Annotated in this window: 2 protein-coding genes; one reads left to right on the forward strand and one right to left on the reverse strand. The window is 64.8% G+C overall.

Annotated features, from left to right (window positions below):
• The coding region (locus tag MFF30_RS25360; RefSeq protein WP_283205939.1) for a beta strand repeat-containing protein at positions 1 to 2,457 on the forward strand (2,457 nt) is incomplete at its 5' end.
• A 252-nt stretch (positions 2,458 to 2,709) separates the two neighbouring features.
• On the opposite strand, the gene MFF30_RS26315 is transcribed toward MFF30_RS25360, so the two are convergent.
• Entirely contained in the window at positions 2,710 to 2,838 is a 129-nt protein-coding gene (locus MFF30_RS26315) for a peptidoglycan-binding domain-containing protein (RefSeq protein WP_373321012.1), read from the reverse strand.
• Between the last annotated feature and the right edge of the window lie 11 nt (positions 2,839 to 2,849).

The raw sequence follows: 2,849 nt of genomic DNA on the forward strand, positions 1-2,849 counted from the left end.
GGCCCGCGCGATCTTCTGACCGCCACCGCCGCGAACAACCGGTTCGCGCTGGCAGACAATCTCGATGCGGCAGGTCAGCCCACCCTCCTCGCGCCCATCAACACCACCCCAACCGGCGTGAACGTCCCTTTTACGGGAAAGTTTAACGGTCTCGGACACAGCATCAGCAACCTGAACATCACGTCGGCGAACCAATATGTGGGCCTTTTCGGCACCACCGTAAACGCTACCATAGCGAATGTGCAGCTTATCAATTTCAACGTAATCGGACGGTATACTGGAACTTCAGAAAGTTTTGTCGGTGGTTTGGTAGGCCAATCAACCACCTCGACGATCTACGGTGTTTCGATTTCTGGAAACGTCACGAATAGCGCAACCAATAATCCGACCTTCAGCTATACTGGGGGCTTGGTTGGCCAGAGCACAAGCTCAATCGGTCAATCGAGTTCGAGTGGTACTGTGACCGGAGGTGCGGCGAGGGAGTCTGAAACGGGTGGATTGGTCGGCAATAATGCCGGCTCGGGATCAGTGTCACGCTCATTCTCGTCGAGCAATGTCTCTGGCAGCAGTGCGGGCGGAGTCAGCTCTGATACGGGTGGGTTGATCGGCTGGAACACCAGCAGTGGGACGGTCGGACAAGTTTATGCGACCGGAAACGTTGTCGGTGGAAGCAACGTGGCGGAAAACTCTGCCAGCTACACGGGCGGCCTGGTCGGCTATAACGCCGGCAGCGGCTCCATACAGCAGGCGTCATCGAGCGGCACTGTTCGCGGAGGACAGGCGAACGGCACGACCGCGACGGGTGGCCTGATTGGATATCTCCAAACAGGTTCGGTCACACAAGCCTATTCAATGGGCTCAGTGTTTGGAGGAACTGCAGTGAATGCAGTTGGCGTGATTCCAGCCACGGGAATCAGTCGTACGGGCGGATTGATCGGCATCAACACGGGCACACTCAATCAAACCTACACGTCCGGGATTGTGACCGCCGGCGTCGCGGTGAATGTGTCAACGGGTGGGCTTGTCGGTTTCAATGGATCGGGAGGAGGTGAAACGCCATCATCCACCTCCACGGTCTCCGCGTCCTTCTGGGATACGGCCACCACCGGTCAGGCGGCCGCCGCCGGTAATGCCGCGACCCTCGCGGGGGCGACAGGTCTCACCACGGCGCAGTTCCAGAACGCTGCTACCTTCGTGCCGCTGGCCACGGGCCAGGGCTGGAACTTCCAGACCACCTGGGCCCCGCCGAGCGCCGGGTTCTATCCTGAACTCTACAGCATCGCGCCCGTCGTCTCGGTCTCCGCCGACGCGAAGACGAAGACCTACGGGCAGGCGAATCCGCTCCTCACGGGCACCGTCTTCGGTGGACCGGGCACCTACGTGTTCGATGCCTCGACCGTCCAGCCGAGCGCCGCGACCCTCCTCACGACGTCGGCCACGCAGACTAGCGGCGTCGATAACTACGCCATCAGCTCGATCGCCGCCCCCTTCGTCAGCACCGGAAACACCAACTACCGCGTCACCGGCACGGGTAGCACCCTCGCCGTCACGCCCGCGCCGTTGACGATCCGGGTGAACGACCAGACCAAGACGTTTGGTCAGACATTCACCTTCGCGGGCACCGAGTTCCAGCCGGTGGGTCTCGTGAACGGCGACCAAGTCACGCGCGTGACGCTCACGAGCCAGGGCGAGCCCGCCAGCGCCCCGGTCACCACCTACCCGATCGTCGCCAGCGCGGCGCAAGGGACCGGCCTCGTGAACACCGCCAACAACCGGTCGAACTACGCCATCACCTACACGGACGGCACGCTCACCGTGAACCCGGTCCCGGTTCCGCCGCAGACGCCCGCAGAGCGGGCGAGCGCGATCGCGAATGCGTCCGTCACGCCCAACATCGCCATCGGCCTGACCAACCTCACGGCGCCGCCCCTGCCCCTGACCAGCAGCATCAACCTCTCGGTCGCCTCCGAGAGCATCACGCTCGGCGGCGGTGGCCCGACCCTCGGCGTCGGCTCCGGGACGGGCGACGGCAGCAGCACGGTCGCCTCCGGCACCAAGACCTTGGCGGCGATCAACACGGCCTCGAGCGCCCTCAACGCCAAGCTGAATGCTTGCGAGAAGACCAACAAGAAGGCGGTCGGCGGATACACCGCCTGCGTCGGTGATTCGTTGGAGACCTTCGCGGCGACGCTCGACCTTCGGGTCCAGCAATTGCCGCCGGCCTTCCGCGGCCTTCCCGCCATCATCCGTCAGGCGGCCCAGCGGGTCCGCACGGCGGCGACCATCGGCGAAGCGCGGGCCGCGGTGCGTGTGGCCGTCACGGCCATCCGCAAGGCGATCTCGCTGCTGCGCGCCGACGAGCCGGCGGTCGCCCGGGTCCAGGCCCGCCAGGGCCGGGCCATCGCCTCGGCGCTGCAGACTGTCGATGCGCGCCTGTCGAGGGCGGTCGGGCTGTAGGCCCGGCGACGCATCGCGGAAGGGGGTGTTATCGAATCGCTGGCGGCCTGGGATCGGGCCGCCGGCGATTCGCGATTCAAGGAAGCGGGTCGGCGATTCCAATCGTGCTTGCGGGACTGGAATGGGGCCGACCACCCGACGAACTGGATCACACGCCGGCACGGTGTTTCCCGCGCCGCAGGACGGCGATCCGTCGAGACGTGGCGAGTTCCGGATGAGCCGACACCCACACCCTCTCGCCCGGCGTCCCCCCTACTTCATGTCGAGGATGCCGACGCTGCGCCACTTCCGTAAAGCGGTTTCCATCTTGGCGCCGCCCTTGCCGTCGATCGGACCGCGATAGTAGCCGGCCTGCCTCAGCCGTTCCTGCAGCCGACGGATCGTGTCCGTCG

The sequence above is a fragment of the Methylobacterium goesingense genome (assembly GCF_022179225.1).
Classification (GTDB): Bacteria; Pseudomonadota; Alphaproteobacteria; order Rhizobiales; family Beijerinckiaceae; genus Methylobacterium; species Methylobacterium goesingense.